The 25,991-nt window shown below is 35.3% G+C and carries 30 protein-coding genes; 4 read left to right on the top strand and 26 right to left on the bottom strand.

The genetic code is table 11. The annotated features are described in order from the left end of the window. Positions 1-53: 53 nt before the first annotated feature. From ACPWSO_RS12965 to ACPWSO_RS13025, 13 genes are all read right to left on the bottom strand, one after another. Entirely contained in the window at positions 54-2,690 is a 2,637-nt protein-coding gene (locus ACPWSO_RS12965; RefSeq protein ID WP_426083995.1) for an MSCRAMM family protein, read from the bottom strand. 208 nt (positions 2,691-2,898) lie between these two features. Further along, a complete protein-coding gene (locus ACPWSO_RS12970; protein ID WP_426083996.1) occupies positions 2,899-4,149 on the bottom strand; it encodes a hypothetical protein in 1,251 nt (416 codons plus the stop codon). A gap of 55 nt (positions 4,150-4,204) precedes the next feature. Beyond that, on the bottom strand, positions 4,205-4,519 hold the full coding sequence (locus ACPWSO_RS12975; protein ID WP_426083997.1) for a hypothetical protein: 315 nt from the start codon (positions 4,517-4,519) through the stop codon (positions 4,205-4,207). Between the two features lie 20 nt (positions 4,520-4,539). Further along, entirely contained in the window at positions 4,540-4,845 is a 306-nt protein-coding gene (locus ACPWSO_RS12980; RefSeq protein WP_426083998.1) for a hypothetical protein, read from the bottom strand. A 6-nt stretch (positions 4,846-4,851) separates the two neighbouring features. Next, positions 4,852-5,028: a DUF6906 family protein gene (locus ACPWSO_RS12985; RefSeq protein ID WP_426083999.1), complete on the bottom strand. Its 177-nt coding sequence runs from the start codon at positions 5,026-5,028 to the stop codon at positions 4,852-4,854. An 11-nt stretch (positions 5,029-5,039) separates the two neighbouring features. Beyond that, positions 5,040-5,264 carry a hypothetical protein gene (locus ACPWSO_RS12990; RefSeq protein ID WP_426084000.1) on the bottom strand — a complete coding sequence of 75 codons (225 nt, stop codon included), beginning with the start codon at positions 5,262-5,264 and terminating at the stop codon, positions 5,040-5,042. A gap of 200 nt (positions 5,265-5,464) precedes the next feature. Then, entirely contained in the window at positions 5,465-5,758 is a 294-nt protein-coding gene (locus ACPWSO_RS12995; RefSeq protein WP_426084001.1) for a hypothetical protein, read from the bottom strand. Between the two features lie 23 nt (positions 5,759-5,781). After that, entirely contained in the window at positions 5,782-6,003 is a 222-nt protein-coding gene (locus tag ACPWSO_RS13000; protein ID WP_426084002.1) for a hypothetical protein, read from the bottom strand. A gap of 32 nt (positions 6,004-6,035) precedes the next feature. After that, on the bottom strand, positions 6,036-6,257 hold the full coding sequence (locus tag ACPWSO_RS13005; protein ID WP_426084003.1) for a hypothetical protein: 222 nt from the start codon (positions 6,255-6,257) through the stop codon (positions 6,036-6,038). Positions 6,258-6,294: 37 nt separating this feature from the next. Beyond that, on the bottom strand, positions 6,295-6,444 hold the full coding sequence (locus tag ACPWSO_RS13010) for a hypothetical protein (RefSeq protein WP_426084004.1): 150 nt from the start codon (positions 6,442-6,444) through the stop codon (positions 6,295-6,297). A 102-nt stretch (positions 6,445-6,546) separates the two neighbouring features. Beyond that, a complete protein-coding gene (locus ACPWSO_RS13015; protein ID WP_426084005.1) occupies positions 6,547-6,744 on the bottom strand; it encodes a hypothetical protein in 198 nt (65 codons plus the stop codon). Continuing rightward, entirely contained in the window at positions 6,734-7,048 is a 315-nt protein-coding gene (locus tag ACPWSO_RS13020; RefSeq protein ID WP_426084006.1) for a hypothetical protein, read from the bottom strand. Before ACPWSO_RS13020 ends, ACPWSO_RS13015 begins: the two co-directional genes overlap by 11 nt. A 17-nt stretch (positions 7,049-7,065) precedes the next feature. Next, positions 7,066-7,458, bottom strand: coding sequence for a hypothetical protein (locus ACPWSO_RS13025; protein WP_426084007.1), 393 nt, complete (start codon positions 7,456-7,458; stop codon positions 7,066-7,068). An 883-nt stretch (positions 7,459-8,341) separates the two neighbouring features. Between ACPWSO_RS13025 and ACPWSO_RS13030 the strand changes: the two genes are divergently transcribed. Continuing rightward, positions 8,342-8,701, top strand: coding sequence for a helix-turn-helix domain-containing protein (locus ACPWSO_RS13030; RefSeq protein ID WP_426084008.1), 360 nt, complete (start codon positions 8,342-8,344; stop codon positions 8,699-8,701). A gap of 545 nt (positions 8,702-9,246) precedes the next feature. Then, positions 9,247-10,167, top strand: a complete 921-nt coding sequence (locus tag ACPWSO_RS13035; RefSeq protein ID WP_426084009.1) for a helix-turn-helix domain-containing protein — start codon at positions 9,247-9,249, stop codon at positions 10,165-10,167. Positions 10,168-10,481: 314 nt separating this feature from the next. On the opposite strand, the gene ACPWSO_RS13040 is transcribed toward ACPWSO_RS13035, so the two are convergent. From ACPWSO_RS13040 to ACPWSO_RS13075, 8 genes are all read right to left on the bottom strand, one after another. Then, positions 10,482-11,402 (bottom strand): hypothetical protein, encoded by a 921-nt coding sequence (locus ACPWSO_RS13040; RefSeq protein WP_426084010.1) that lies wholly within the window; start codon positions 11,400-11,402, stop codon positions 10,482-10,484. A 57-nt stretch (positions 11,403-11,459) separates the two neighbouring features. Beyond that, positions 11,460-12,002, bottom strand: coding sequence for a T6SS immunity protein Tdi1 domain-containing protein (locus tag ACPWSO_RS13045; RefSeq protein WP_426084011.1), 543 nt, complete (start codon positions 12,000-12,002; stop codon positions 11,460-11,462). Between the two features lie 19 nt (positions 12,003-12,021). After that, positions 12,022-13,611 (bottom strand): polymorphic toxin type 15 domain-containing protein, encoded by a 1,590-nt coding sequence (locus ACPWSO_RS13050; RefSeq protein ID WP_426084012.1) that lies wholly within the window; start codon positions 13,609-13,611, stop codon positions 12,022-12,024. After that, positions 13,598-13,990: a hypothetical protein gene (locus ACPWSO_RS13055; RefSeq protein ID WP_426084013.1), complete on the bottom strand. Its 393-nt coding sequence runs from the start codon at positions 13,988-13,990 to the stop codon at positions 13,598-13,600. The genes ACPWSO_RS13050 and ACPWSO_RS13055 overlap by 14 nt, the downstream gene beginning before the upstream one ends. Positions 13,991-13,994: 4 nt before the next feature. After that, the gene (locus tag ACPWSO_RS13060) at positions 13,995-14,246 is read right to left on the bottom strand and encodes a DUF3130 family protein (RefSeq protein ID WP_426084014.1); all 252 of its coding nucleotides are present in this window, start codon (positions 14,244-14,246) and stop codon (positions 13,995-13,997) included. 441 nt (positions 14,247-14,687) lie between these two features. Beyond that, entirely contained in the window at positions 14,688-15,497 is an 810-nt protein-coding gene (locus tag ACPWSO_RS13065; protein WP_426084015.1) for a hypothetical protein, read from the bottom strand. 56 nt (positions 15,498-15,553) lie between these two features. After that, a complete protein-coding gene (locus tag ACPWSO_RS13070) occupies positions 15,554-16,981 on the bottom strand; it encodes a hypothetical protein (RefSeq protein WP_426084016.1) in 1,428 nt (475 codons plus the stop codon). A gap of 438 nt (positions 16,982-17,419) precedes the next feature. Continuing rightward, the gene (locus ACPWSO_RS13075) at positions 17,420-18,088 is read right to left on the bottom strand and encodes an HAD family hydrolase (protein ID WP_426084017.1); all 669 of its coding nucleotides are present in this window, start codon (positions 18,086-18,088) and stop codon (positions 17,420-17,422) included. A gap of 409 nt (positions 18,089-18,497) precedes the next feature. On the opposite strand from ACPWSO_RS13075, the gene ACPWSO_RS13080 reads away from it, so the two are divergent. Beyond that, the gene (locus tag ACPWSO_RS13080; RefSeq protein ID WP_426084018.1) at positions 18,498-19,376 is read left to right on the top strand and encodes an AraC family transcriptional regulator; all 879 of its coding nucleotides are present in this window, start codon (positions 18,498-18,500) and stop codon (positions 19,374-19,376) included. A 110-nt stretch (positions 19,377-19,486) separates the two neighbouring features. Next, entirely contained in the window at positions 19,487-20,098 is a 612-nt protein-coding gene (locus ACPWSO_RS13085; protein ID WP_426084019.1) for a DUF6273 domain-containing protein, read from the top strand. An 84-nt stretch (positions 20,099-20,182) separates the two neighbouring features. Here the strand turns inward: ACPWSO_RS13085 and ACPWSO_RS13090 are convergent, their stop codons facing one another. Genes ACPWSO_RS13090 through lepB (ACPWSO_RS13110) form a run of 5 tightly spaced genes read right to left on the bottom strand, consistent with a single transcriptional unit; the run spans position 20,183 to position 25,984 of the window. After that, the gene (locus ACPWSO_RS13090) at positions 20,183-20,908 is read right to left on the bottom strand and encodes a hypothetical protein (protein WP_426084020.1); all 726 of its coding nucleotides are present in this window, start codon (positions 20,906-20,908) and stop codon (positions 20,183-20,185) included. 18 nt (positions 20,909-20,926) lie between these two features. Beyond that, the gene (locus ACPWSO_RS13095; protein WP_426084021.1) at positions 20,927-21,895 is read right to left on the bottom strand and encodes a DUF5067 domain-containing protein; all 969 of its coding nucleotides are present in this window, start codon (positions 21,893-21,895) and stop codon (positions 20,927-20,929) included. Position 21,896: 1 nt separating this feature from the next. Further along, positions 21,897-24,482 (bottom strand): YfhO family protein, encoded by a 2,586-nt coding sequence (locus ACPWSO_RS13100; protein ID WP_426084022.1) that lies wholly within the window; start codon positions 24,480-24,482, stop codon positions 21,897-21,899. A gap of 35 nt (positions 24,483-24,517) precedes the next feature. Next, positions 24,518-25,150, bottom strand: a complete 633-nt coding sequence (gene lepB, locus ACPWSO_RS13105) for a signal peptidase I (RefSeq protein ID WP_426084023.1) — start codon at positions 25,148-25,150, stop codon at positions 24,518-24,520. A gap of 24 nt (positions 25,151-25,174) precedes the next feature. Further along, positions 25,175-25,984, bottom strand: a complete 810-nt coding sequence (gene lepB / locus ACPWSO_RS13110) for a signal peptidase I (protein ID WP_426084024.1) — start codon at positions 25,982-25,984, stop codon at positions 25,175-25,177. Positions 25,985-25,991: the final 7 nt, after the last annotated feature.

The following is a 25,991-nucleotide window of genomic DNA, read 5'->3' on the forward strand; positions in this document are numbered from 1 at the left end:
AAGCGAATCTCTAGGCATAAAAAAATAAGCATTCCATAGCGAAATACTTTCAATTATTTAGTTGGTGTTTGTTGTTTCTTTTTCTTATATAGCAGATACACGCCACAGCCAACTCCAGCAAGCAATGCCAATCCGATGATTGTTAATGTCTTTCCTACTTGTTCACCAGTGTTAGGGAAAGAACCTTTTGTAGCTGCTGGCTCTTCATTTTTAGGTGTCTCGTTTACTGCCAACAAAAACCCTTGATTTTTGTCTTTGCCATCGATATTGTGTTCAACATCTTTTTCATATTCCTTTTCAGTAGGTTTGTTAAATCCATATTCTTTCCAGAAATAAGTTGTTCCTTGCGGGTCTTTCTTATAATCGTACTCAGCAATTACTTTTTCAGTAATTTCCTTATCAGTAACTTTATAATCTACTTTTCCAGAACTCCAGACATCTTTTTGAGTACCATCTTGATACACAGCAACTAGAATGGCTTCATAAGCTCTTTCTGTTCCCACAGGGATATTTTCATGAGTAATCTTTAAATCATCATAGAAAGTGATATTATCACCCCATGTGAACGTGTTTGTCTTTCCATCACCAATATGTGCTTGTGTACTCATACCAACTTTTGGTTTTTCGACAAGAACAGCTTTATCTTTCAAAGTATATGTTCCCAAATCAACATTTTCTCCCTGAGATAATTCAAGTTGTGTAAGTGTTTCTTCGGAAAGAATATTTCCAGATTTTTGGTCTTTAACAGTGAAAACGAAAGAATCAGATTTTTTATCATAGGTATGACTAATTTCAATTGGATCAATGTCTTTATAGCCCTCAATGCCTTTTGTTTCTTCCAGCAAATAATTATCAAGCGGTAAATCAGAAAAATCAAAGTATCCTTTTTTATCATCTACAGTAGCAGTAGTAGCTACTGTTTTTTCTTTTGTACGCAAGTTAGTTAATGTAAATTCTACACCATTTTTAAAGATTTCATTGGTTTCATTTTGGATTAGCTTTTGTCCGTCCAAATTCATTCGAATTACATCATCATTACTTAAAGCATTATCAACAACAACTGCTGTGTGCTGGTCTTTATAAGTTAATTCTACAAAATGCTTTGTTTGATCTAAGACATAACCTGTAGGAGCAACTGTTTCTTGCCAGTAATAAACTCCTAAATCTAATTTATCAAGCATAGCAGTTAAATCTTTGCTCAACGTAAATTCTTCCAACATAGTACCATCCTCTTTAAAAAAGCCATATTTAGCATTCGCTAAAGGATAGTTAGGGTTTAAAGGTGTACTAGATTCTGTCGTTTTATCCTGTTTTGTTAACGTACTCTTTCCAGTAGCCTTTTCGTTTTTAAATTCTACAGTTGCCGTTTTACCAGCTTGAATGATAACCGATTTCGTATTGTTTGTTGCTAAAACATATGGAGCAGGTACAAATTTTTCTGTTACATCAACTTTCGTATCATGAATAATACCGTCAATAACAGCCTCGCCTTTCTCATTAGTTTTGGTAGCATGAACTTTACCTGATTCAACTTCCTTCACCTCAAATTCAGTATTAGGAACCAGCTCACCAGTTTTTTCATCTGTTTTAGTAATTTTCACTTCGCCTGTTCCAATAATTTTTACTTGATATTTTACAAAGGGAGGGTCACTCCAAATCCCCATTTTCTGTGTGCTATCTGTAAATTGAGATTTAGAAATCAATGTTCCAGAGCCAATCTCTCCTCCAGGATTTACTGGTGGAATCCCAGCTCTAGTTTGAGGTAAAAGTACATCAGTTAATGCTGTAAAAGTAACCACCTTATTATGAAGACTTACCAAGTCAGCACTATCATCCAGCTTCACTTCAATTTTTCCATCTTTTACAGTACCATTTACTCCATTAGTATCACTCACTGCAATAGAATTTTCTCCATTTAAATATCTACTGGATTTACTTGTTACTGTTTGCCCCTTAGTAAGGGTATCCATCGGACTATTGGTTAAATCCTCTTTGTTTCCTTCTTTCATAGCTTTTGCAGTGGCTTTTGCCCATTCATCCTGACTGCGAGCAGAAGATAGTGCTGCTGAAAGACCATATGGAGCATAGCCTTTCAAAAGAGTATAAACCTCCGCCTCAGAGAGTTTCATTAAATTCAAATGATCTGGAATTTCATTTATACCTAAAACATTGTCAATATGAACCCCAGCATGATTAGCTAAATCATTTTCATAAAGATACATTGCCGCATTCATATAAGCGAAGTCAGATAAAACCCCAACATCACTATATTTTTTTCCAACAGAATTATTTGTAAATCCATACGCATTAATCATTCTAAGCATTCTATTTAAATTGACACTTAGTCCAATATCGGAAGGATTATCATAAACATTTGTTGGTGTACCTACTGAATTTTTCAACAGAGGTTGTAAACAAGCCCAAAGATTGCCATTCACATCATCTGGAATTTCCAGAGAGCTATCCTTTACCACTCCCTGCGGAATAATTCCCACTTTTTGACCATTGATATTCACAAACCCCAAATATCCGTCATTATCAGTAACTAATTTCCATTCAGAAACGTAATTGTTACTAGACACAACTTCTGCTAATGCTTGTGAACTATTCATTAGCATTGGAGCGATAATGCTTAATAATGCTGCTCCAACTCCAATTTTCTTCAATTTCTTTTTCAGATTACTTTTCACTAAAAACTTCCTCTCTTATTTTAATCTCAACTATTGCTTTACAATTATTCAGATATTTTATTTATTAAACCTACACTATTTCTTTGCAGGAATAACCAGTAAAATCACTTCTAGCTCTTGGTTGATACATAACCAATTCACGCTCACCTCCATATTTTGTGTATAAAAAAAAGACAGCCTTTTTTAAGCTGTCTGATGTACTATGATTTTATCCGTATACAGCAGATATTCCGCCGCTACTTCCTAAAAGATTATTTTGTAATAGTTCTCGTCTCTTTGCATTCACCCACGCTATCGCCTCTTCTTGTGAAGAATAAACTGGAGAAGTATAGTAGCCTCCATTCTCATCTTCCACCCAACCTTGATATTTTACTGTAGGCTGAGGTGTTGGATCGGGTGTAGGCGTTGGTGTTGGATCAGGTTGAGCTGGTGTTGTGGGTGTTCCTCCAGTTTGCGAGTTGCCACCTTGAACTGGAACTCCAGCATTGCTGTTAGAAGCCGCAGAACCACCACCAGCCGAATTATAATCTTGTGCTGGTGTATTTTGTTGTCCCTCATTAAAATTGGCCTCAGTATTTGTTTGAGCTGCTGCCTGTTCATTCGCTACTTCTTCATTTTTATCTTCTGCTGTTACTTCTGTACTATTACTATCTACAGATTCTTTCTTCTCTTCATCTGATTTTTTCTTAGCGCTAATTTCTTTTTTTACTTTATCCAATTTTTCGTCTAAGCTTTTTTTACTTTTCTGATTCTTAATTTTATCCACTTCTTTTTTTGCAAAATCATACAATTTTTGGTCAGTAGAAATTACTTTATCCTTATACACTTTTTCTACTGCCACTTTAGCAGTTTCAATTTGTTTTACTTGATTTTTAGCAGTATCAATCAATTCATTTGTTGCTTTTTCAAATTCTGATTTTGTTTCTTTTACATAAAAAGATTCTTCAATATTTTCTAAATTCTTAGTTGATAAATCATTTTTAATAGGAAGATTTTTATCAACTTCATCACCAATGATTGCTTCCTTTTCAAAAAGCATATTAACCTGTTTTTTAGCACTTAATGTTTTTTCTGCTTTGGATAATAATTCTTCACTCATACCTTTATAATCTAAAGCAGTATCTTTTTGAATACCTCGTGGAACTGAAACTCCTTCATATTCCTTCTCAATACTTATTAATCTTTCTTCCAGCGTGGTTATCGTTTTTTCATCTACATCTTTTGTTAAAAAATCTGATTTATCCTTGCTGAACAAATTATTCGAATCATTATAAATTGCTTTTAATTCTTTTTCTTTCATTCCTAATAATTCTAATGCTAATGTAGTTTCTTTTTGGTATTGGTTATCTGCATAAACCTTATAGCCAGCACCACATGCAACAATGATTAAAGCAATACCAGAAATAATAACTGCTTTTTGTTTTTTTGATAACGATTTTACTTTATCACTTAATTTCATTTTCTTTCCTCCTATTTACCCTAAATGGAAATTATCTTATACTTTTAATTAAAAATCAATTCCAGTTAAGTATTTTCTTTGCAACAAATTTTTCAACCTCTTCTTTATAGTATCGTTCACGAGCAAAGAAGATTTTTTCTACTCTCAAGCTATCTAAAACTCCAGCCTCATCAAAAAATAAATCTGTTGCTACAGCGGATTGTTTCATCATTCTTTCACCAATTTTTTGTTTTAATTCATGAATTTCACTTTCATTTTCATCCACATTCAAACTAAATCGATGGAGTTGACTATCTACCTTTTGGAAAAATTCGTTCTCTAATGTCTCCCAAAAATTATCCAACTGTAATTCTGAATCTAAAATTGCCATATTCTTTTCCTCTTCTCTTCTTATTTTTCTGTCACTATTTCATCAGTAATGATTACTTGCTTTTCAAAATCTCTATTCATTTTTTTCTCACAAATTCTTACTAGCTTTTCTAAAAGCTGACTAAAGATTTTTTCTATATCCGTATCAGTCAGCATGATTTTTTTATAGGATAAAAAATACTCCATATAAAAATCACTCATGCGATCATAGAGATATTTATAATGTTCTACAAAGTAATCGTAGCTTTGCCAGCACCTATACACCTGAAATTTCTTAATTAAAAACCCCCGATACTTTTCTTGAATTTTTTCTAATTTTTCCTTCACGTTTTTCTAAATCCCTTCATACACTAATTCTTTTTCCTTTTTTGATTTTTTATGAACAATTATCATCCTTCCATTACTCAAATTTCTTACAAGCCATTTTGATGGATTCAAATATTGATTTCCAATTTTTTCTCGTGCAATACGTTCTTTCATCCTTCTAGTCGGTCGTCTATCTCTTGCCATCTTTTTTCCTCCTAAATTTTTACTTGATAATAAAGTTTTCCATTAATCCGTATGTATTCCAAAGCAACTTCTTTGCTTTCTTTAAAAAAACGAATGAAAGTAATTTGTTCTGTTTGTTTCTCTATTGCCTGAGCCTTAAAGAAATCTTTCAACAGAACTACTTTCATTCGTTCTTTTCTTGCATATTCTTTTAACAATTTCATCCCTTCACCACTACTCAACATTCTTGTTTCCATAATTTTTCCTTTCATGTTATTTATTTTTCAGTTTACATATTCTAGTAATTCCAAAGTAGCTACTTCAACCTTAGAGAAATATATACTTTACATATAGAAGTATGCGAATTATAATTGGTCTAGGTGGAGGGCACACTTTAAACCCCATTAGATAAGTTTTTTCACTCTTTAACTATTCGTGAAATTATTTTGTCCTCCACTTATTGCTTGTTATTTTTTTTACATCTTTCAAGTGTTCTCAGCTCTTTATCTGTAAACTTTACTACTTCAAAATCCTCTTTAAATGCATTCTCATAATCTCTTATTGCATTCGCAGCCGTTTTTTCTGATTTATATACCTTAATTTTGTGGATGTTAGGAAAACCTAATACACTTCTTTTTCCTGAATCAATCCTCGTAACAGAAACATATCTATTTCCCTGATGAATAAAGCTACCTGTAACAAAACCTCTTAATCCATCAACATTACATCGTATTCCGTACATGTTATTCATCCTTTCTCAGTGTGGAGTGGTTGCTACTCTATAAAAATAAAACGTTGATTCGGACTTAACGTAGCATGATAAACGGTTTTTCCATTAATATCTGCTATAAATGGGAAGCAGCTTAGCCCTTCTTCTTCAATAAGAAACGATGGTATTGCAACCTCTTTTTCTTTAAGCAGTTCTTCAGCATAATAATTTTTATCTAATCCATACCTTGATAAAACATTTTTCAACACTTCAATTTCTTCTTCCATTCAAACCTTCCTTTCTTAGTGTGGAGTGGTTGCTACTTTACAAACAGTTTCATCATTTCACTATAATCTGTTGGAAAGTATCTTTCTTTGAAAATTTTTAATTGATTACTTCCATCTTCATTACATATATCAAAAAGTATTGCTTCCATTTCTTCATACAATTCAATGAGACTATTTTTACAAGCATTTACATCCCCTAAATCTTCTGATTGCTCTAAGTCTCTTATGATACTTTCAAATGAATTGCTATCCATTCATACCATCCTCTCTTTCTGTTGTGGGGAGTGGTTGCTATTCTTCATTACTTTCTTCGTATATTTCAAATCTTATTTGCTCAATCTCATATCGAACTGTTGCAACTACATCATCAGCATTTTCAGCATTCATTTCTCTAATTTTTTCAATCAGAACCTCTTTTTTTCTCTCAATAGTCCTATTCATTACCTACTTCCTTTCTTAGTGTCGAGTGGTTGCTTAATCAAGAATTTTTACCTGATTTCTAATTTCTCTAACAAATCCTTCAACAAATTCTTTTTTCAACATTTATTCCTCAACTTCCTCTCCATCAACAAACAGTGTTCTTGAAACCCTGTAATCATTAGAAGTAACTACATCATCCTCAAAATATTGTCCTGATAAAAATTTCTTGATCGCTTCCTCTTTTGAACATGCCTCGATTACTACTCCACGTTCTCTAAGTTCTGACCATTCAAATGAGAAATCCATTTCGTTACTTTTCATCAGAATAGCCCTCTTTTTCCAATCGCCTGTACTCGATAAGACCTTCCAGCAATTTCACCATAGCTTCGGTGTTATCTTTTAAATGTTCATCTGAACAAAACATACTTCTAACTTTCAAAAATTGTAGCTGGTCAATAATAAATTTCTCTAAATCAAAAGTTACACCGTCAGCAGTTTCTGATTCTTTTTCATCAATCATTAACACACTAACAATCCCTGCCGCTCTTCCTTTACAAATGATTGCCTCCAACTCTTCCATTATTTCTTCCTCGCTTTTCTTTTTTAATAGACTTAAAATACTCATTTACTTCTCCTCTCTTCTTATTCATATTTATCTAGGTCTTTATAAATCATTTTCAATGCTCTGCGTATTTCTTCATCGGTTAAAACCCAACTATCCTCAATAAATTCTGTCATTCCTACCAACATGGCACCCGAAACTACTAACAGCATCAGTAATTCAAAACTAAATTTAAAATTATTTAAAAATAAATAACATAATGCCAGCACAATTATTGCTACAAATCCACACACAAAACTTTTAAACATAGGTTGTTTTCTAATTCGTTGTACTTTTGTCAAATCAATCAATGAAATGTAAAATTCCTCTTTTCTCTTCAATGTAAGTTGTCGCTGCTTTTTGAAGTTCTCCTCCTCCTTTTTCTTTTCTTCACTAACTCTCTTACTTAATTTGGTATACTCTTCTCTACTCATAATCTCCTCCCGTTTTTCTGCATTACAGCAAAGTCAATTCTTTAACTAAACTGGAATACAGAAAAAGGACACTCTTAAAATAAGATTGTCCTTATATTTCTGCTATTCTATTGATTAATCAAAGCTACTTCTCCTTTGAAAAAGAACTTTTTCTACTTATGGATTATAGCTTTGTTTTTTTAATTCAGATTCTTAATTCATGGCATAGAATGCTGATACTTTAGTATCTCAAGAAGTTTCCTGCAAGTTCCCAATTAAGGTATGAAATCAGAACTCCCTACATTCATTTCTTAGAATCATCTTCAATGGCTAAGAGTTTCCCTCTATCTCGGCGCATTAATAGATTGCCACATACGGTGTACCAGCCCTGCCGCTTCTCGTTCATGCTTACACATTCCTTATCATTCGAAATGCTGCCACCTTTAGAAGTAACTTTCATCCAATTAGACACCGATCTATCCTAAGCGGGATTTCCCCATTGCCTCATCCTTTAACTAATAAGTTAAAATCAGAAACCTAGCCCTCAGCTATAGACAAGAAGTTCTAACCTTTGAAAATTCATGAACACTCAGCTTTACTCTACTGCCACCTTGCTAAACAATCATAGGCTGTTCTGCACTACCTCAAAAAGACTGATAACCTAAATCGAAAATATCATCCTTGCATTATTTCGTAAATTCACTTAGAATAAAAGTGTCGAAGTTTTACTATAAGTGTTTGCGAAACAGAAATTTATTTTCTTTTCGTGAATGCTTTTTTGTTTATTCAATTACTAGGTAACATTTCGTTTCCTTAATTACATATTATACTACGTTTTGTAGTTTGTCAACACTTTGTTTCCTATTTTTGCTATAATTACAAAAGAACGTCGAGGGAGGGTATTATGGTGTTTAAAGACCGATTACTAGAACTAAGAATAGCCCACAATCTAACTCAACAAGAGCTCGCTGACAAACTAAATGTAGTTAAGCAAACCGTTGGCAGCTGGGAACGTGGGAGAACTGAACCATCACTAGAAAGTCTAAATGGCTTAGCAACTGTTCTACACACAACTACAGATTATCTAACTGGGCAATCTGATTTTACTGAACCCGACGAACGATCTATCGAAGCAACAACTCGTTTAATTTTCCCCGACAAAAATCCTATTTTTACGGAAATTGTTCAGAATTTAACTTTATTAAACAACAGTGATTTATTACATATAAACGCTTTAGTAAAATCTTACGTTGAGCAAAAATAGAAAAGAGCTGAGTAAATTCTCAACTCTCTTTTTTTATGTTCTCTAAAACTCTTAAAAAATGAATTATGACAGTTGGGTCTTCTGTCTCATTAATAAGTTTTATCAACTGCTCCTTTTTTTCGTGCATAACATCCACCGCCAAAAAGTAATTATAGAAAGTGCTTTATCATAAACGGGTCTGATTATAATAGTTTATAGTCATTTTCTACTGTTTTATTTATAACGATTTGTTATACTATAATACAGATTAATTAATTAACAGAGCAAGAAAACATTGTGCAATGAATGCTTTCTTGCTTTTTTCATTACTTGAGGTAATTTACACTCCTCCAACAAATCCCAGAGTGACAATTCCCCACAAAGTAGTCAGAAACATTATCTCACCTCTTTCTAATAGTATGATTATAATTTACCAGATTCATCAAAACATAGATATACTTTAAAGTAAGATTTTCAATACAGCAAAATTTAGTCTTAAATTCTCTTATAATCAGAAAAAAAACATGTGTTTTCTTATAATTATTTGCTATAATGCAAAAAAGGAGGTGGAAATACTGAAAACAGGAGATTTATTTCGTTTTTTCAGATTAAACAATAAACAAAAACAAAAAGAACTCTTAGATACTAATGTATCTACATATTCAAGAATCGAAAATAACACTAAGGCTGTAAATATTGATGAATTTAGCACAATAGCGGACAGATTATCAATTACAGCAGAAGAGTTTGTTCGCATGTCTGATTTAGACAAAAAGCAAAACGATTTCATTTCACTTTTCAGATATTGTTCTGAACATCCTAAAAACAATGAAAAGAAAAAGAGGCTTCTCTCTCACTACTTTAATAAATCAATAGAAAAATTGAATTTAAGAGAACTTAACAACTACATAGCGATTAAGTTAATGTTTTGTGCAGTATATGAAGAAGTTGAAGATATCAATGAAGAAGAGAAAGAGTATATTTGTAGTTATATCGAAAAAAGGACATTTTTAACACACTACGATTACAATCTTTTGTTAAATGCAAGTGCCAGATTCAACAAGAAACAGGCTGAAAGAGTTGTAAGGAAGGCAATCCCTGTCAAGAATGAACTCGAAAGATCACATAAAACAGTGATCTTTGCATACAATATCATGCGAAACATCATAACTATGCTTATCTACAAAAGTGATTATGAGACTGCTGAAAAATATATTTCAATGACAAAAGAACAACCTGTCAATTCTTCAAACTACGAACAAAGAATGAATATAGAGTATCTCCACAACTTAGTTCAATATCTAAAAACAGGAAAAAAAGAATATTCAGAAAAAATTACACGTTACATCAGAACATTAGAAGATTTAGGACTTAGCGAAACAGCAAAAGTAGTTGATGAAGAATATGAATACGTTATAACGAACAAAGGAAGAGAAGTAGATTTAGGTGGCGGGAACCATCCTATTAGACACATAAAAGAAAATTGATTAGTTATTACTACATGCTTACTTTGCTACAATATCTTCTTTTTTTTGATGATGACAAGCCAAAAAAATCAAAACAAAGAGCACTATCTATTTTCTCTTAGATAATGCTCTTTGTTTTAATTTCATTTTTTTCTAGTGAGAACATTTTTGAGAACAATAACAACATTTTTGTTCCCAATGCACAAAACAAGACTTTCAAGAATGCTGATATTACCGCTTTTTTACGATTATTCACGTCTTTTATGAAATCGTAATAAAATGATTTTCTAAAACATATACAGACAAACAGAATCTTATCTATTAACAGATAATCCTTACATATTTTCAAATGATTTACCAAGAGATTTCAGTGCTTCAGTAAATTGTGCTAAATCAATTGAAGAATTGGTTACTACAGCAAGATCTCCAAGTGCTTTTGTAGCTCTATTTACACTCTCAATAGGAATACTTTTGGTAGCACTAAGAATTAGCTCCGTACCCACTTTCAAACTATTAGTAAAATCAACTCCAATTGGATACAAATCATTTTGTGTAAGCATTTGCTTAATTTCAAGGTCAAAATCTTCATTCAATTTTACAAACAACTCACTAGCTTTTGCATAAGTAGCCTTATTTATGTTGTGCGCATGCATCACGTTATTACGGAATTTTTTTATTTCAGAAAAGTTATTTTTAAGTAATGGAATAGAGTTTCCTCCATTAATTTTATCCCAAATTGTGTTTTCCTCAATTTCTCCAATTACTTTCAGAACTTCTTCTTTTGAAAACGAACCATCAAGAATAAATTTTGATTTATCATTTTTATTTTTGTTGACGATTGTTTTAGTTCCAGTTATAAATTTTTCATCTGTAAATAACAGCCTATAAAGCTCCCCAAAGTCTAATTTTTCTAATTCTCCATGTAAATCATAAAATCTTCCCTCATCACTTTTTATTATAGCAATGTATACAAATTCTCTAAGTTTTCGTTCCATTTTATTAATTAGTTTAAACAGTTTTTTGTTAAAATACTCAGATGAACCGCAAGATGTTAAGTATATTTCATCCATATTTAACTTTATCTTAGTATTAATTTCATCCAATAAAATTGCGTTTTCCATACTCTCTTCTTTTGTTGAATAAAAAACCAAGACCATATCTTCTACAATCTCAAATTTATCTACTTCAACTATATCAGTAGAATATTTTTTTAGTTCTTCTAATCGAACTGATTTGGCAATATAGCTGTTTTTCACAATCCAACCTCCTAATTTACATCTATAAATAAATCTTCAATTTGCTTTTTCATTTTCTTATATAATAGAACCCATTAATTCAGTAATCAAAATTATGTGTTCTCTAAGTTTCACAATTTTTAAGTTTTCGACTTGCTCAGCTCCCCCTAATCCCAAAAGAGGAACATAACCAAAACATTCTTCAAATTTAGGAACACCATTGATTTCTATAGCCTCAAGATAAGGAGCCCATCTTAAATCCTCTTCTCTAAAATCTTCATCAGATAAATCTTCAAAGAAAAACTTAAATCCAGACATTATTGTATCTGTCACTCCATATCTAAACCTTATTATTCTAACAAAATTTCCTTCCCAAATAATCAAGTCTCCCAATGCTGTAGCAAACAAAACAATCCCATCATGGAATCTTTGACTTCCTTCAATTAATAACTCTTGAAAATCATCAGGATTTACGGATTTTATAAATCCATTTAAAAATGTACCAAATCCGTATTCTTTCCAGAATAATAGCATTTCTTCTGGTATTCTATCTTGATACTTTTCAATTACTTCTTTACTGGCTTTCTGCTCTATTACAAAATCATCAAATAATTGATTCATAAATATTCTCCTCTTCTGCTTATTCAATCAACTTAACATTCAAATACGTATTTTTCAACTGCTCTGGAGTCATGTCTTTAGATACCTCATAGATATATTTATCAAGATCATTTATCCTGTATCTCCACTGTGCACCTAGTGAAGAATTTATATTTGCATCTCCTACGCCTTGTATATTCCAAGGGTATCCACCAGCTACCATGTCTGGATTATGCAAGGCAGCTTGATTCTTAAGCCATTCTTCAGCTTTTACTTTTGCGTCAGTTCTTGAAAGTCCCTGATTTCTTAAATCAAGAATTTTTTCAGCCAATGCTTCTTGTCTAGCGGTTTTCTGAAATTCTGCCGCACTATTACTACGACCGTTAGAAAGATATTCTTGACGATTTTTCATATATTCTTCAATCGATAACTGATTCATCCCATTTTGCTGATCTTTCAGTTGTCTTGCAAACTCTTCTGCATCGTGTGTTGATTTTCGATTAAAACTGATTTCAAATTCATCTACGATTTGTACATTCTTTTTCGCATTACGCATTTCACCAGTTTTTTCGACAATCTTATAATCTCCGACATCATTCAGTTTGTTGAATAATTTCAGCTCTTTTTCTGTTAACGATACGCCATCCAATAATTTATTACCTAGTCTGACATTTTCTATTAAACTGAGTACTTTTTTGGCAGATAATACTTCTAACACTGTCCAAAATCCTGCTTGCATCCATTCACCAAAGGTTAAACTCTCTCCTGTAACAGGGTCTCTTCCTAAAACAACCCTGTACAAGTCATAAGCACCTGAAAACTCACCCGCTACGTTTAACATGTCCTTTAAGCTCTCCTGCATGGATAGCCAGACATATTTTTCAGTCAATTCTTTATCATATTTTCCATTCTTATAGACTTTTAACTGGACATCTTTATCTCTGCCCCAATCAACTGTAAACCTAACAGACCTTTTTTCTGGCTGATTCTCATTGAAATCTGTTAACCGATTAAACCAGTCCGCTTTTTTATAGCTTCTTGGGGCATATCCTTGCGTAGGGGTGAAGTGTTTTTGTGTGCTGATTTGTCTCATCCCTGTTTTCAAGTCTGAGATTGTCCCCTTTACATCATCAAATACATTTCCATGTTTCGCTTCAAAGTCTCGGTATTTCGTCAGTAGTTCAATTTCTTCGGTAAAGTAACTGGTGCTTGAATCTAGCCCGCTCAAGCGATTGGCTAGGTTGCCTAAAACATAGTCCTCAGCCTTCGCCATTTCGCTGATGATATCTCGTCGCCTTGCTTGAATAGCTGTAAGCCTTGCCTGCATTTCTTCAAGTTTATCTGTATCCAGCTGATTTCTAGGTGCTCCGACTTCTGACTGGAAATCAGATAGATAAGAGGTCAAAGTTTCTGAGGTGGTCACAACACTATTCCAAATCCCTTTTGAAAGAGTAGGGTATACATCAAAATAACTTTTTGTGTTCTTCCACGCTGTTCCGTCTAGCTCAGAGGTTTCATTTAGTTCGTTTGCAGCATCTGACACAGCAGATAGTGACGAATCTAACCGCAAAGCGACACCATTTAGAGCGTTAGCCACCTGAGACAGTTCAGCATAATCAATCTTTGGCATAGTCATACACCGCCTTTTGCTGTCGTCTTATCTGGTCTTCTAACTCTTCTCGTGCGACTTTCGTTTTTCGTTCCTGTTCGTCTAGTTCTTCATACTCTGATTCTAGCATAAAGCGACTATGACGGGCGGTTTCTTCCCGCTCATGTAAGCCACGTTCGGCGTGAATATTTGCTGTTGTGCCGTCTGAAAGAAAAGCAATTTCATCTAATAAAGCCAGTTCTTCTTTGTTTAAGTGATTGTATTCTTCCATAGCAGAGTTCAAATATTTTTTTGCTTTTCCAAAGATTGTTTCTTTTTCCTCCGCTTTCCAGTGTTCCTGCTTTAGCTCGTTTAACCGTTCGAGCTGTTTTTCTTTCTCGTTTACATTCTTCTCATTCACTGAATCACCGCCCCGCTACTTTTTCATCAGTTCGCTGTAGTGTGGTTGCCAATTTAACCAGATTCGCACTGTCAGCGTTTAGATTTGCTGAAAAGTTTTGAACGATTCTCGACAGATCAGAAAGACACGTTTCTAACCCTGAAACTGCTGGACTTGACGAATAAGAGATAGTAGCATCCAGTTTCATTGATAGTGAACTAGCGCCAGATAATTTACTAGCGATTGCTGCTGCTTTTTGTGGATTATTCTTTAACAATCGTTTCACTCCTCTTGATTTCTATACAAATTTTATTGTAAGAAATTGATAAGTAAATTGTATCATATACTTATTCATGAGAAATAATTTTTTTTAACCTTATCTATGAGAATATAATTTGACTTATTACTTCTCTATATTTCTTTCAGAGCACAAATAAATCTTCATCACTGGAATAGTAACAAGCAAAAAAATCAAAATAAAGAGCACTATCTATTTTCCCTTAGATAATGCTCTTTATTTTGATTTCATTTTCATTCTAGTGAGAACATTTTTGAGAACAATAACTACTTTTTGGTTCCCAATGCACAAAACAAGACTTCCAAAAATGCTGATATTACAGCTTTTTACTTATTGCTTACACCTTTTCTGAACTCATGTAAAAATAACTTCATCATATATTTGATCTTTATCTTAATAGGCTCTAAAAACATACTTTTTTCACTTTTCAAACATAGACTTTATCATTTCTACATCACTATCTTTTCTATTTGTGAATTTATCTTCTAGTTTCTCAGCACCTCGAAATAAATCATATACTGTATCACTAATATTAAATCTACTGACTATTTCCCTTGTTAGATTATACACATTTCCTATTACCAATCCTTCGGGGAGTACCTCATTAAATGTTTCAATTTCATTGAAAATTTTTTCTTCTAATTTTTGAATAAGTTCTGACTCTATTAATTCATGATCTTCATAATCATAACCCATGCCAGCAATTATCTCACTAGCAATCGCGCTATCTTCATATATTAATTCATCGTGTATCTCCTCAATAACGGTATCTTCAAGAGCAGCTTCAAATATCTTCATAGAAATATTATCATTAATTAAATGATTATCTTTCATCTTACTGTATAGATTTATAATGGACCTTCTATCCATATTTTGAATTATAAGAAGCAGTTTATCATTAGAACAGAAAACTTCCGATAAATCATAAAATTCAAACATTCCATTGTGTAATAATTTTGTTATTAATAAACTGTAATTTCGAAATTTTGCCGCTTCCAAGTTTTCATGGGCTCTTTGTACCGATTTTTTAACTTTCTCAAGCAGATTTGCATCCAATATCTCATGTTCTATTACTTGTTCTAAAAAGTAGTAAAAACTTGAATTACGCAATGTTTTAACTTCCAATATATTATCAGAAAATAATTTATTCATCAAGATTTTATCTGATTCATTAGATTTGTTATATCTGATAATTTGCTCAAAAAAAACTGCGCTTTTAATAGTCTTCAATTGCTCGTTCTCATTTATACTAATTTCTTTTAAGAGATAATCATTAATTGAAGGATTCAAAACTGATATAAACCTTTTTTTTCTTTAAATCTTATCGTTACCAAAGATTCTGTTAATCGTTTTAAAACTCTATTAAAATGATTCGTGGTGGTATCTAAACTTTTTTCATTTCTGATTCTTGAATTGAATGCCTTTTCTAATTTATCACTTTCTACATTGGTATCTGTTAATGAGTATAGCGTATTCATGAAACATCTGTCTTCGATACTCATTCTATTTTCAAACTCGTCTCTCCATATATCTGCTGGATGATCTAATTTTTCTAAAACATAGTTATAATATCCTTCTGGAGAAATCGATTGATAATTTCTTTTTTTCGTAACGTATTCAATAATCCGTGGATTATAATTTTTATGAGAGACAATTTTCAAATAATTATTATCCACTTTTATATTCTTAAAATATGCACTAGGTATTCCGTTGAAGTATAAATGATTGTATAATATCTTAGCTTTTTCATATTTTGAAATTTTATCTAAATCAATTAGATATTTCTGAAGTTCGTACCTATTCATCAAATCATTAAATTTTAATGACCATTCCATCGCTTCATTTAATATAGTAATTCTGCTATTTAATATTATTTTTTTGCTACTACTTCTACTAATAAATGATAGTAGTGTTTTCAATTCATTAGGCTGATCGTCCCTCAATCTTAAATAATGCTGTCCCAAAAAATCATCTAAAAGCACAAGCTCCTTTTTTTCCAATTTTAAACTTATTGATTTTTTTAAATCAGATAAATTATTGTTAGTTGCATACTTTATCGCAAATCCTTGCTCGATGTAATGTAAAAGAAGCATCTCAGAAATTGTACTCTTGCCTACCCCAGGAGCACCTACGATAATTAATACATTATTCTCTTCTAACTTATCTATAGCCTCACTATACGAACTAGTACTAACAAATAATTCTATTTTTGATTTAATATCCTCGATTAATTCCGCAGAATCTAGAAAAACATTCTGATTTTGTATAATTGAAAGTACATTGGAAGCATTAAGCCATAATTTGAAATTTTGTTGAACTATTTCAGAATTTTTCTCCATTTCCAGAAAAGAATCAATATCATTCTTCCCCCATATATTTGAAATATCACTCATGTATTTTGAAAATAAATTTAGTATTTCCAATTTATTTTGTCGAGTTAAAGGTTGTGTAGTCATAATAAAATATTGTTTTGGTCGATGCTTATCCACCTTTGGTAATTCTTCTTTTAAGGAACGGAATAATTGTGAATATGAGCTTTTAGCATAATGCTTCGCTTGGATTAAAATCTCAGGATGAACTTTGCTATCACATATATCTATGCCTTGGTCTACTCCTCTAGGAAATACAAATAAAGGTTTATTTAACTTAATCTGCATTATATCTCTACATAAGATTTCAAACTCATAATCATTTAGCATTGTATAATCAAACATTTAATTTCTCCTTATTAACCTTTTCTCCCATGACTGTTGCACATAATGCTAGCTTTATTACAACTTCCTAGTAAGTCTATTTTAGATTTCATTAGAAAGATAACGCTGAGGATTTTAAAAATTGCTTTCATATTTTCTCTTGGTTTCTAAATCATAATTTAGTTGATATAAATTTCAGAGTATCTACCACTATTCAAGGGTAACAGTGAAGGTAACAAAAACTACTTTTTAAACTTTTATGATGTAACTACAAAAATTGAAAGTAGAGTAATAACAAGCATTCCAGCATTATCATACCTGAACCATTATTGAATCTTTATTGGTTCAGGATACTGCATAATTCTTTATACTTCCTTTCATATCGAGTGTTTAAAGCCATTATCTTCCATTATTTTGGCTCGCATTTGCTATTAGTAAACGTCCAAGATTCAACAAAAGTTAACGTAATAAAATTTCCTTAATCCGTGGATCGTTAAAATCATCAATAACAAAGTCAACTAGCCCAGTTTCTTCCAGTTGCTTATGATTTTCGTCAGTAGCTACCGCAATAATATGTTTTGCTTTAGCATTTGCCGCACCAGTCAATCCAATGAGCGAGTCTTCAAAAATAATCATCTCACTTGGCGATGCGTTAATATTTAAAGCGGCTTGAATATAAAAATCCGGAGCCGGCTTGCTTTCCAAGATGCCATCATTATAAACTACCTGATTATAATCAAACCAGCGATCCAGTTGAAAAATCTCAAAATAAAAATCAAGATTGACCTTGGGAGAAGCAGTCGCAATATTCATAGGAAAGTTATGCTCCTTCAAAAATTCAAAATAATCCACCACTCCTGGAATTAGCTGTTGGTGCTCTTCCTTCACTACCAAATCGCGGTAAAGTGCTTCTTTGCGGTCAGATAATTCTTCGCCCTCTGTTTTCGTCAGAGGCTTTCCTAAGATTGCTTCCATAATCAAATGATTCGTTCGACCATGAACCTGACTAAATTCCTCTTGGGAAAATTTACGCCCAATCAGCTCTTGAATAAACTGCTGCCATGCTTCCTCATGTAAATAGGAATCACTAAATAAGGTTCCATTAAAATCAAAGATAACAGACTGCATCTTTCTCCTCCTCCATCTGACTGCACAGCAGCGCAGTACATTATTATCTTTTATAATAAGAATTCAATCTTTTCTTCTCAAACAAAATCAGCACTCTATACTCTTTTCTCATAAAAATAAAAAAATCATTTTTACGACAAAAAATCAGCCGCCTTCTGAGTGCTTCTGTACATCTTAGCAGCCAATTTCTTTCTTTAGCTCTATTGTCTATTTTAACACATTCCTGTTATCAAAAACAAAAAGTATTCCTGTCATCTCAACTGATTATATTTCTATTTTTCATTTGCAGTCTTCAACTTTTTTTGTATGGCAATTTTTGACCTTTTCGATAATATCCGACATAAAAAGTCGAATGATTCCCTTACGAATTATGATATGATGTGGATACTAAAAAAGGAGATAATTACTTATGAATTGGATGAAACAAATCAACGAGGTAATCGAATACATCGAAGCAAACCTTGAAGGGGATATCAATAATGACGAAATCGCACTACTAGCTAATTGTTCTATCTATAATTTTCAGCGAATGTTCTCTTATATTGCCGACAAATCATTAAGCTCTTATATTAGAGAACGGCGCCTGACCAAAGCTGGTGTCGCTGTCCAGCATACCAAAGAATCCATTGGTACAATTGCCAACTGCTACGGATATGATTCTCAGGATTCATTTGCCCGGGCTTTTAAAAAATTTCACGGGGTTCTTCCTTCCGAGGCAAGAAAAGCTCCTCATTCCTTAAGGTCAACCTCTAAATTGCATTTTGAATTGACTGTCAAAGGGGATTTTAATATGAACTATTCTATTGAAGACTGGCCGCAGTTTTCAATAGCTGGATTTATCCACAAGCTGGACAAAGAAACTATTTATCAGTCGGTTCCCCAGGTGTGGGAAACCCTATGGCGCTCCAAACAAATAGAACAGCTAATTGAATTGTTTAAGCAGACGGATTATCGACCTGCTGGCTTCATCGGCTCAAGCATCCATGATTCAGAAAATACTGTTGACTATTTGACTGGCGTTACTAATTATGTTGACGCTCCTGATGTATGCTATGCTGCACCACTAGCAGGGATGGAGGAAGTCACCATTCCAGCTTCAACCTGGATTATCATTACAGCAAACGGAAAACTACCGGAAGCCACCCAGCTTCTCTATCAGCAATTCTATAGCGAGTGGCTGCCAAGCTCTGATTATGTATTGTGCGATATCCCTATAATAGAAAGCTATATGCAAAATGACAGACAGGAGATATGGGTTGCTATCAAAAAAGCAGGAGACCGCACCTGACACTGTCAAAAATTGCTTCTGACTACTGACAGGTGAATAGCTCCTTTAGTACAATGAATGTATCCATTAAAAATCAATCGTGTATTTCTTGTATTAAAGGGGGATAAATAATGAAAATCGGTGATAAAACTGTATTCGGCAGCTATCAATGGCGAGTGCTTGACATAAAAAATGAGCATGCTTTGCTGCTGGCAGAAGATATTGTGGGACAACAGGCCTTTCATGATAAGGCTGAAGATGTTACATGGGAAACTTGTGCATTAAGAAAGTACTTAAATACTGAATTTCTGCACCAATTTAATGCAGCTGATCAAGCTAGAATTGCCGCAGTAACCAATAAAAATTCAATCAATCAGTGGTATGGCACCACAGGTGGAGAGGATACGGAAGACAAAATTTTCTTGCTGAGCCTTGAAGAAGCCGCTTGTTATTATTTTGGCAACAGCAGTAGATTGCTCTATCATCCGGGAAAGAATCAAAAATACTGGTTTCAAAGAAAAGATGAAAACAGCGTCAATAGAAGAGCGCAGCTTGACGGCTACAGCTGGTGGTGGCTTCGCTCAACCGGCCGTGACAAGCGGAGAGCTGTTTACATCTGGGGCAACGGCACTATTGGCATTCAAGGCAATGGTACCTTTAACTACAACAGTCAAGACTGTCATCCATTAACCGGAGATAACAGCGGCGGCATACGTCCCGCTTTATGGCTGAGTTTATATTAAATGTTCAACAAGTTTTGACTATCTAAAAAACCAAACAAGTCCCTTTACTAATCATGAAAGAGACCTGTTTGGTTATTTCTTCTATTAAATATTTCGATTATCATTAATAAACAGGAGAATCGATGAAACAGTGCCCGTTTCTCCGAAATCAACACTAATATTTCTTCCCACTAACCCATCGCTCATCGCCTGCTCAATCGTTTGTTCAAAAAACAAGGTCTCTTCCGCTGCCTTCTCATACTCTGGCGTAAAGGTAGCCAGCTTGTCATCAATATCCTTCACCTTCGCCAACTTCGCAAAGCCTTCGACTGCTTTCAACGGATCAGCCATATACAGCTTGTTGTCTTCTGAGTAATGAGACAACTCAACCTCTTGATACTTTAATTGCGCCTTTTGACGGTCCGCATTCCATTCATAGGTCAGCTCTACTTTTCCATAAGCATAATATTTTCCATCTGCCCATTTGTAGGGATACGCGGTCGTAAACCGCAAACTATTCCCCGTAGATACCACTTCACATATCGGTTTCTCTTTGGTTGTTTCACCGCTCTTAAGCTGCTCATCAAAAACCGCTTCTGCTCCCTCATAAAGCGCAGGGATTTTCACCTTAAATTTATCCGTCATCAGTTCTTTCGCTTCTGTTTGATCAATCTCAAGATAATCAAACTTGCCAAACCATTTTTCTCTCTTTTCCGCCCAAACAATCGCTTGATCTTCACTGGAAAGCGTTGCTGCTGCAGGGTCTTCTTTTTTCCCGCAGCCTGCTGCCAACAGACAGCCCAGCAGAAACATAGGGATTAGTTTTTTCATATGTTTTCTCCTTTTAATTTAAAGTAATGATAAGTCAAAGGTGAGCGGCTCTTGCTCTGGAAAATCAGCGGCTGTAAAGGTCAATGTCACCTCGTCTGTTCCATTGTCCAAACGGTATACACTCACCGTTTCTCCGCTCTTCTCTGGGTCGATTGGCTGCGCTCTTTTTTCCCATAAATCACCAGCTTCATTTTCACTCTCTGATTCAGGTAATTCTGTTCGCTTTAAGGTCTTCTCCTTTTGCGTTAGAACGATGCTCTGATCAAAGACTTCTGGCAAGATTGCTTCAGTGCCTAAATTCTTCACTTTGTAGCGAATCACAATCAACGAATTCCCATCGGCATCCTTTGCCTTCTGAAACCCGCGAATGTCAAACGCCACCGCGTCATTTTTCACGCCAATCCCTTCGATTTCCTCTTCGGTTGTTTCCTCGGTCTCTTCCTGCCACTCTGGATCCACCTCGGTCTGTTCTAAAGAAAGTACTGATTCTTCAATGATTTCTGAGCGCTTCTTATACCCGCCGTCATCGGCAGAATAATAAACAATCTGAACAATCCTATCCTCCGTCTGCAGGTAGTAAATGTGCGCCCATACCTCCACCTTACTGAACTTGGTAAAAGCGGTGTACTTATAGGCTTCTTTTCCGCCCCACTCCAGAGTCTTCATGTACATATCCTCTGGATCATCATAACCATAGGTTTTGGCCAGCTCCTTGCGTCGGTCTTTAGCGAAGGTTTTCATGTCAGCTTCCTCTAAACGGTTCGTACTGACAAACATAAAGGAATTACTATTGGTATCGCTGGCGCCTAATACTGCACTTTGTCCATATTTTTCTATCGGATTCGAATCCAGCTCCCAGCCGCTAATCAGCTGAATCTCATAGGACACGCCTTTATCTGAAAAAGCTTCCTTCTCCTCAGATAATTTAGCCGAACAGCCGCTAAGAAAAACAACGAGTAGTACCAAACTACTGATGATTTTTTTCATATTAGTTCTCCTTCGTTTTCTGTTTTCTTAAATAAAGTAGATAGAACACGAACACACCACTACTTCCTATAAATAGACCAATCCCCAGCTTTAACCCCTGAGGGAAGTAGACAAACTTAATCGTATGGGTACCTTTTTCCACAGGAAGCGTCAATAATGCTTCTTTAAAGGTTGGAATCTCTACTTTTTTCCCATCCACATAAGCACTCCAGCCCTTATCATAAGGAATGGTCGTTAAGATTACCTGGTCCTCTGCCAACTCAACCGTTGCTTCTGCTGTGCGGCCCTCTACTTTAAAGTTCACACTCTTCTGTTGAATTTTCTCCATCATCTGATCAAATTTTTCTGTATCCAGCAATAACGCATCCGGCTTAAACATGCGGACGACAGAGCTTTCTTCATTTGTAATGGACGCCTTCACCTTTACCGTTTTGGCTTCTTCATAGTAGCCTAAATCATAATACTGACCATCTGAAATTAACTCACCCGACAAGGTGCGACTTCCCACCGTCACACGAATGTTTCCACGATTGGAGGTATCAAAGGTTGTAGGCATTAGACTAATATATGCTTGTGTTTTAGCCGGTACCTCTACTTCCCAGTGAAGCACCAGCGGGTCAGAAGCACTTTCCCGGACATATTGTACCTCTTCTCCATTTCGATGCATCACGCCATTTTCCAGCTTGGTCTGTTCAATTTCCGCAACCTTAAAGACACTGTTTTCTTCCTCTGACAGATAACGAAGCAATTCGGTCTGATTCGCCACGGCATCTTTTTTATAAATGCCCTCATCCGTAAGCATACCCAACGGCAGAGCATATTGATTTTCGTACAGACGATAGGTTCCGGATTTTCCCACCTCTTTGAAGCCAAACTTGCTAATCCGTTCGCCTGAAAGATTGTACTTAATCCCTATCAACGCATCCATCACCAGGGTATTGTTTTGATATTTAATATTTAAATTGGTCCCATTCGACCGATACCCCAACTGATTCAAGTATTGGGAAGAATGCCGGTTTCGAATTGAGGAGAACATCGTCACCCCACTATAGCCGTATTTAAAGCTGTCATTAAACATCCCCGTCAGATTTTCCATGCGGTAAAACTGATCATTGCTTTCCTTAGTTTGAGTCACCAGCTGATCAATCTCCTTATAATTCTTGGTATAGGCTGTTCGATCCGCATATCCCCAGTCTGAGCGAATGCCCACCACCATATAGTACGCATTCACCCCTGTTTCTGTAAGCATGACCAGACACAACAGGCCAAACATCACGGAGTGCCGTTTGCCCTTTTGGACACCGATCCATAAAACCAGATAGAGAACAAGATAGACCATGGTGAAGATGAGCGCCAGCGGAGTCAAATAGCCATAACGCTTCCGATTGGCCAATAGATAGGTCGCTAAAAACAGACCGATGACCACTAATACACTTGTAGAAAAACGATCCACATCCGCCTGCTCAAAGCGCTCCAATCCATACCCTGCTAGTAAAATGATTAGGAAAGAGAAGAGGAAGCTAAAACGATACAAGAACATATTGGGACTATGTAGACCATGCCAGAAAAGATTTAAGGGAGAAATGTACACACTGGCAATCAATAAAACAAACAGCGAACCATACAGTAGTTTATTCCGTAGAGGAATTTTTTTAGAGAGAAAATACCATAGGCAAAAGAGTAAGGGAAACAACCCTATATAGATAAACGGTGCACTGCCATATTTACTGGTATCGTACACGCCAACCATACTTTTCGTGAGTAAATCCCAAGGGCCTGTATTCCATTGCCAGAAAACAGATAACTGATCCAGACTCTCTCCATTACTGCTTAAATCCAAGATTGTCGGTAAAATCGTCACCATCGAGGCCAAACCAGCTAAAATGGAGGTAAGTAAGTATGAACCGATTCGGGAAACATAGCGTTTGCGGTCCGTAAACAGCCGGCAGAAAAAGTACAGAAAGCTGAAAACCCCAATCATAAAGGCCATATAAAAGTTCGACAAAAACAACAGTAAATAGCTAATAAATAATAACCCCGGACGTTTTTCGTCCATCAGCCGATGAATCCCTAAGAAAATCAGCGGCAGATAAACCAAGGGATCCAGCCACATAATTACTTCAGAATACGCCGTCGCATAGCTCATCAAAGCATAACAGACACTCAGTGCCAGATATAACCACTCGGATAGCTTAAAAGTCTTTCGTGCAAAAAACCAAAAAGAGCCGCCTACTGCGCCAAATTTTACTAAGGTAATTACATAGAGGGCATCCGGCATATGGATATTATCAAAGAAATACACCAAAGGTGTAAAAAGCCCATTGAGATAATAAGCAGACAGTGCCCAAAAATTTAGACCTAAAGAGCCGCTCCAAGTATAAAAAAGATCTTGTTTGCCATGAAGAACATTATTCATCGTGGCATGAAAATTCGCGTATTGAACCAAGGCATCACTTGCCAGCACCGTCCGGTCACTTCCGTAGTAAATACCATTTAAGTAATAACAGATTGCCATAATAACCACAGGGATCAGTACACTCGCTGCGCCAAAGGCCAGAACCTTTCTGTTTTGTATTAATATTTTCATATGTACCTGCTCCTCATTTTTCTTATTCTTTCTCACTAACGAACGCCGCCTAGTTTAGTAAACGGAAAATAACGGAAAACAACAACCCCTTCGATTTGTTCGTCTTTGATTAAGCCTAGCCAACGGCTATCAGTGGAATGATTACGGTTGTCTCCCAAGACAAAATAGTGCCCGGCAGGAATAGTTTTCATGTTTTTGAGCTGCGCTTCAACGTCTACTGTAATATTAACTTTTACTGTTCCATCCGGCAGATCAATGGCCCGCTTGTCCGTATTGCTGGCGACAGGGTTGTTCGTCTTCATTTGATGATTAATGAACAGCTTGTTCTCCTCCAGCCAAATAACATCACCAGGCATCCCAATGACTCGTTTGACGTAAGTCTCGTTCTTCTCCTCTTCCGGGTGGAAGGTGATAATCGCATAGCGCTCAGGTGCTGCTCCTTTTCGGACAAACACACGGTCACCGTTTGCGAATGTCGGTGCCATCGATTCACCACTCACCACATGGGTCCCTATGTAGATAAAAAAAAGAAAGGCGCCAATCACAAAGAATAAGAAGAAAACATTCTTAAGTATCTGATGAGGCTCCTTTCCCCGGAAAACAAAGGGACGCTTTCTATCTGGTGATTCAGTTGTTCTATGTTTGGTTGTTTTTTTCTTTTCTGTCATTTTTTTGCCCTCTTGTTTTTCCCTCTAGAAGTATCTCGCTGTATGAAATGGCAGTAGCCTTAGCTCAACGACTCCAATAATATCCTTTTTATTAATTAATCCGTAATTTCTGCTATCAATTGAAAACTTCCGATTATCTCCTAATACAAGATACTGCCCTTCTGGAATAACCGGCTGTTTTGAAACCTGCTGCAACGTAAAATCCTCTGTGAGGATATAGCCGCCGGATTTTGCCTCCGCTGCAGCGGCTTCCAGAAAACGCTCGGGAACCAGTTTGTAATCAATAAACAGTTCATCATTTTTATAGGCCACATGCTCTCCCGGCAAACCAATCACCCGTTTAATGCTTCTCTCTCCCGTTTTAGGGTCGTTAAAATAAACCAGACGGAAACGTTTAATCCCCTTCCACTTATTCACAATTAACCGGTCCTTATCATTGACTGTGGTAGCCATGGAATAACCGGTCATTTTTGGAAAACGAAAACTGGAACCAATAACAATAGTAAGCAGCAGTGTTGTAATAGCGAAAGCAAGTAGGAGGTCTTTAAGCAGGGAATGCTTCGGCCCTTTTTTTCGCAGCCTTTTCTTGCCCTTCATCCCTTTACCAGCTCCAGAGGTACGCTTTCTTGGCTGGTTCTTTCCCACGACTGCTCTGCCAGTAGTAAAACCTGACGGTTTTGTTTGACGTTTCCTCTGGGCTGGCCTCGGCTCATTTTTCTTTTTACGCTTCGTATGTTTAGTCGGTTGTTTTCTTCGTTTCCTTTCAGGCGATGACGCTTTACCTGAAGAAGGCACTCGTTTCTTTGTTCGTTTTTTTACTTGCTCTTCCTTCATCTGCATA

The sequence above is a fragment of the Enterococcus sp. LJL51 genome, from assembly GCF_049894025.1.
GTDB lineage: Bacteria > Bacillota > Bacilli > Lactobacillales > Enterococcaceae > Enterococcus_L.

Coding starts and splice junctions, on each gene's coding strand:
- ACPWSO_RS13090 (WP_426084020.1), bottom strand. CDS start 20,908: ATGAAAAAACTAATCCCTATGTTTCTGCTGGGCTGTCTGTTGGCAGCA.
- lepB (WP_426084024.1), bottom strand. CDS start 25,984: ATGAAGGAAGAGCAAGTAAAAAAACGAACAAAGAAACGAGTGCCTTCT.
- ACPWSO_RS13030 (WP_426084008.1), top strand. CDS start 8,342: ATGGTGTTTAAAGACCGATTACTAGAACTAAGAATAGCCCACAATCTA.
- ACPWSO_RS12970 (WP_426083996.1), bottom strand. CDS start 4,149: ATGAAATTAAGTGATAAAGTAAAATCGTTATCAAAAAAACAAAAAGCA.
- ACPWSO_RS13020 (WP_426084006.1), bottom strand. CDS start 7,048: ATGAGTATTTTAAGTCTATTAAAAAAGAAAAGCGAGGAAGAAATAATG.
- ACPWSO_RS13100 (WP_426084022.1), bottom strand. CDS start 24,482: ATGAAAATATTAATACAAAACAGAAAGGTTCTGGCCTTTGGCGCAGCG.
- ACPWSO_RS13080 (WP_426084018.1), top strand. CDS start 18,498: ATGAATTGGATGAAACAAATCAACGAGGTAATCGAATACATCGAAGCA.
- ACPWSO_RS13045 (WP_426084011.1), bottom strand. CDS start 12,002: ATGAATCAATTATTTGATGATTTTGTAATAGAGCAGAAAGCCAGTAAA.
- ACPWSO_RS13000 (WP_426084002.1), bottom strand. CDS start 6,003: ATGGAAGAAGAAATTGAAGTGTTGAAAAATGTTTTATCAAGGTATGGA.
- ACPWSO_RS13095 (WP_426084021.1), bottom strand. CDS start 21,895: ATGAAAAAAATCATCAGTAGTTTGGTACTACTCGTTGTTTTTCTTAGC.
- ACPWSO_RS13070 (WP_426084016.1), bottom strand. CDS start 16,981: ATGTTTGATTATACAATGCTAAATGATTATGAGTTTGAAATCTTATGT.
- ACPWSO_RS13010 (WP_426084004.1), bottom strand. CDS start 6,444: ATGAATAGGACTATTGAGAGAAAAAAAGAGGTTCTGATTGAAAAAATT.
- ACPWSO_RS12990 (WP_426084000.1), bottom strand. CDS start 5,264: ATGGAAACAAGAATGTTGAGTAGTGGTGAAGGGATGAAATTGTTAAAA.
- ACPWSO_RS13075 (WP_426084017.1), bottom strand. CDS start 18,088: ATGCAGTCTGTTATCTTTGATTTTAATGGAACCTTATTTAGTGATTCC.
- ACPWSO_RS13025 (WP_426084007.1), bottom strand. CDS start 7,458: ATGAGTAGAGAAGAGTATACCAAATTAAGTAAGAGAGTTAGTGAAGAA.
- lepB (WP_426084023.1), bottom strand. CDS start 25,150: ATGACAGAAAAGAAAAAAACAACCAAACATAGAACAACTGAATCACCA.
- ACPWSO_RS13085 (WP_426084019.1), top strand. CDS start 19,487: ATGAAAATCGGTGATAAAACTGTATTCGGCAGCTATCAATGGCGAGTG.
- ACPWSO_RS12995 (WP_426084001.1), bottom strand. CDS start 5,758: ATGAATAACATGTACGGAATACGATGTAATGTTGATGGATTAAGAGGT.
- ACPWSO_RS12985 (WP_426083999.1), bottom strand. CDS start 5,028: ATGGCAAGAGATAGACGACCGACTAGAAGGATGAAAGAACGTATTGCA.
- ACPWSO_RS12975 (WP_426083997.1), bottom strand. CDS start 4,519: ATGGCAATTTTAGATTCAGAATTACAGTTGGATAATTTTTGGGAGACA.
- ACPWSO_RS13050 (WP_426084012.1), bottom strand. CDS start 13,611: ATGCCAAAGATTGATTATGCTGAACTGTCTCAGGTGGCTAACGCTCTA.
- ACPWSO_RS13005 (WP_426084003.1), bottom strand. CDS start 6,257: ATGGATAGCAATTCATTTGAAAGTATCATAAGAGACTTAGAGCAATCA.
- ACPWSO_RS13015 (WP_426084005.1), bottom strand. CDS start 6,744: ATGAAAAGTAACGAAATGGATTTCTCATTTGAATGGTCAGAACTTAGA.